This is a genomic window from Moorena sp. SIO4E2 (genome assembly GCF_010671945.1).
Lineage (GTDB): Bacteria > Cyanobacteriota > Cyanobacteriia > Cyanobacteriales > Coleofasciculaceae > Moorena > Moorena producens.
The window spans coordinates 1-3,349 of sequence record NZ_JAAHIE010000681.1 but is presented as its reverse complement, the minus strand read 5'-3'; the positions used below and the strand labels follow the sequence as shown (position 1 = coordinate 3,349).

Genomic DNA, 3,349 nt, shown 5'->3' with positions numbered 1-3,349 from the left:
CTCGACCCAATCCCGGATATCAATTAAAATCGGCAGCCAGTCAATATCTGGCGCTAACCCAATTGCTTCTGGTTGCTTCTGGGCTAACATTACAGCAACATAATTCATTAAGGTGGTTTTACCTGAACCAGGCGCACCCAGTAGTATCACGTTCCGGGATTTAGCAGAGGTAGCCTGCCAGGTTTTTACCGCTAATAAATATTGGGCAAGAGTTTTTTTAACCGTTTGCGTACGCAATGGTTGCCATGACTGATCGGGTAAGGCTACCTGAGGGTGAAAAGCCCGCAACTCTACCGGTCGCTGACTACTGGGAGGATGTAACACTTCTACCTCAGGCATGACAAAAATTTGGTCAAGCTTAATGGCATGGTTTCCATCCTGTGGACCGACCAACATCCCAGCAAACTTAACCTCATCAACGCTGTTGGAAATTTGCTGGAAATAGTTTTCCTTAGTTAGTTGAAATTCTAAATAACTGCTGGTTTTTTCACTATAAGTCTTGACAAAGGTTTCCATCCACGGAAGAATAAAACTATCTTGTGGTTGAGTGGGGGCATAGTTTGAGGCTACCTGCTTAAATTTCTCCACAAGTAGAGGGGTTAAGGGTATTTTGTTATCCTCTTGGAGGGGTTTGTGTAATTCCTCCTGTACTTCCCTATCTTGGAAAAAGTCTTCCAGAAAAAACGCGATCGCATCAGGAGCAGAATAATAAAAAAGGCGCTGCTCTGGTGCCAAGGGTTCTTCTCGCATTAGGGCAGCTTTGAGTCCTTGCTCTACTGCTTTGTGGATGTCGGCAGGAGTTAGCCTAGTTTGAATTTTTCTCCCTAAAATAGGGGCAACAGATTCAGCAACAACAGAAGCAATTTCCCAAGTCATAGGGCAAACTCAATTTTCCCTCAACAATTATTATCGTAGTCTTTAGTCATAAGCTTGCTGCTTCTTACTTCTGTTACCCCTATTGCCCCTCTTGAAACACCCAATTTGTTAATTCACCCAACGTCAGCATTCAGCCGTCAGCATTCAGCCGTCAGCCTTTGGCACATCAAGTACCGTGCGCGTAGCCCATTAGCTGTTCGCGTAGCGTGCGCGTAGCGCATTAGCTGAATGCTGATAGCTTACCACCCAACAACCTGATCAACTTACGGCCATCCCTTACCCTTGCTCAGCTGTTGGAATCTTCAGTTCCCTGTAATCGCCAACCGGGTTTAACGACCTGATTTCTACTACGAGCAATCACCAAGCTATCGTTTGGCACATCCTTGGTAACCACAGAACCAGCTGCCACAGTGACATCCTCTCCTAAGGTCAGTGGTGCCACCAAAACACTATTCGAGCCAGTCTTAGTGCGATCGCCTATCTGGGTTTTATGCTTTTTAACACCATCGTAATTGGCAGTAATGGTACCTGCGCCAATATTCACTCGTGACCCTAGGGTAGCATCTCCCAAATAAGATAGATGAGAGGCATTAGTGCGATCGCCTATCTGAGTATTTTTCAGTTCCACAAAATTTCCAATACGGCAGGATTCTCCTACTTGGGCATGACCCCGAAGATGAGAATACGGACCAATACGGGTGCCATCTTGAACCACAGAATCACTTACCACTGAATATAGCACCGTCACCTTATCACCCAACTGGCTATTTTCAATCAGACTCCCTGGGCCAATCCTGCTACCAGCACCAATGACAGTCTTACCCCGCAAATGAGTTTGGGGCTCGATGGTGACATCAGGTTGCAATTGGACAGTCTCATCAATGGTGATACTGTTTGGGTTAATTAATGTCACCCCTGCCTTCATCCAGCCATCCTTAATCCGCTCTTGCAAAATCTGCTCAGCCATGGCCAGCTGTTTACGGTCATTAATCCCGAGAATTTCGTGGGTTACTTCCACATCCACTGCCATTACTGGCTCAACCATGGTAACCGCATCCGTTAGGTAATACTCATTTTGGTCATTATCCGCAGACAGTTTTGGTAGGACCAAAGCCAATTGAGACCAGTTGAAGCAATAGACACCAGCATTGATGCGGTTATTTTGCTTTTGAGCATCAGTGCAATCCCGGTGTTCCACAATCTGTTGCAGCTGATTGTTACTATCACAGAAAACCCGTCCATAGCCGGTGGGATTGGGCAAATGGGCAGTTAGGATCGTAGCGCCATTGTTATGGGCTTGATGGCTTTCTAATAGTCGTTTAATGGTATCGGGACGCAACAAGGGAACATCACCATTTAAGACCAGTAAGTCTCCCGTATCGTCTGCCAAGTGGGGCAACAGTTGCTGGACGGCATGACCAGTACCCAATTGCTCTTTCTGTTCAACGAATTCTACATCGGTGTAGGCGCTTAGACTTTCTTTTACCCGTTCACTCTGATAGCCACAAATGACGATCACTCTGGAGGGGTTAATAGAAACACAACTGTTGAGCACTCGCTCCACCAGAGTTTGTGAACCCAAACGGTGACAGACTTTGGGCAGGTCAGATTTCATGCGAGTTCCGCGTCCTGCCGCTAGAATTGCTACTGCAACCATAGATTAGCTTTTTGCTTCCATCTTTGCATCCCTATCATACTAAGACTTGAGCTGAGTTCAATGTGATAAATTGGCAGTTTTTTTAAAGATGCAGGAGAGAGAATTAAGAATTCAGGATAAGAATGATGAATCTATTGGGAGAATAAATAGGATTATTCCGGATTAAACTCTGATTAATTGCTAATTAGCTTAAAATTAACTTATTATAAGGTCAGCAGTCAGCAGTCAGCGGTCAGCGGTCAGCGGTCAGTGGTCAGTGGTCAGCAGACGTAACTCAGATTAAACAAATGGTTACCTGTTTTATTCAAAAGCACCTTAAGTAGCGTGCGGGTAGCGCTATAGCTGATAGCTGATAGCTAAAAGCTGATAACTGAAAGCTATTAGCTTTCAGCTAATAGCTGAAAGCTGAAAGCTGAAAGCTGATAGCTGATAGCTGATCTTAACTATCAACTCTCAACCAACGCTTTTTCCAATGAGAGGTTGGTTCAAGTAAAGAGTTTTGCTGCTCTAGGCGGCGTCGGTGTAAAATGCCTGAGGCTGAGTCTGATAAATTCGGGTCTCGGTAAGGCACAGCAGCACGAGTTTGCAAATGTTCTTGCTCTCGGATTGATAAGCTAGGTAAATTAGCTTCAGTAAAGCTAGCTATAGTACCGGGTTGTCGATTTCCTACTTCAATGGTAGATCCAATCGTAAACCCAGCTGTGATCAGGGCAATTCTAACTGCTGCGGCACAAGAGTAGGTGGCTAGTCTACCGGTGTCTGAGCAACATTGGGCTAAGTGTTGAATAAATTCTAGGGTCCATAATTGAGGACAGT

Annotated in this window: 2 protein-coding genes and 1 pseudogene; all 3 read right to left on the bottom strand. The window is 45.2% G+C overall.

Annotated features, from left to right (window positions below; translation table 11 throughout):
- Window positions 1-876, bottom strand: a pseudogene (locus F6K37_RS35310) (signal transduction protein); the annotation flags it as partial.
- Window positions 877-1,162: 286 nt separating this feature from the next.
- The gene (glmU, locus tag F6K37_RS35305) at window positions 1,163-2,533 is read right to left on the bottom strand and encodes a bifunctional UDP-N-acetylglucosamine diphosphorylase/glucosamine-1-phosphate N-acetyltransferase GlmU (protein WP_287255521.1); all 1,371 of its coding nucleotides are present in this window, start codon (window positions 2,531-2,533) and stop codon (window positions 1,163-1,165) included.
- 439 nt (window positions 2,534-2,972) lie between these two features.
- Window positions 2,973-3,349, bottom strand: a 377-nt coding sequence (locus F6K37_RS35300) for an MnmC family methyltransferase (RefSeq protein ID WP_287255520.1), incomplete at its 5' end; no start/stop codon positions are given.

Coding starts and splice junctions, on each gene's coding strand:
- glmU (WP_287255521.1), bottom strand. CDS start 2,533: ATGGTTGCAGTAGCAATTCTAGCGGCAGGACGCGGAACTCGCATGAAA.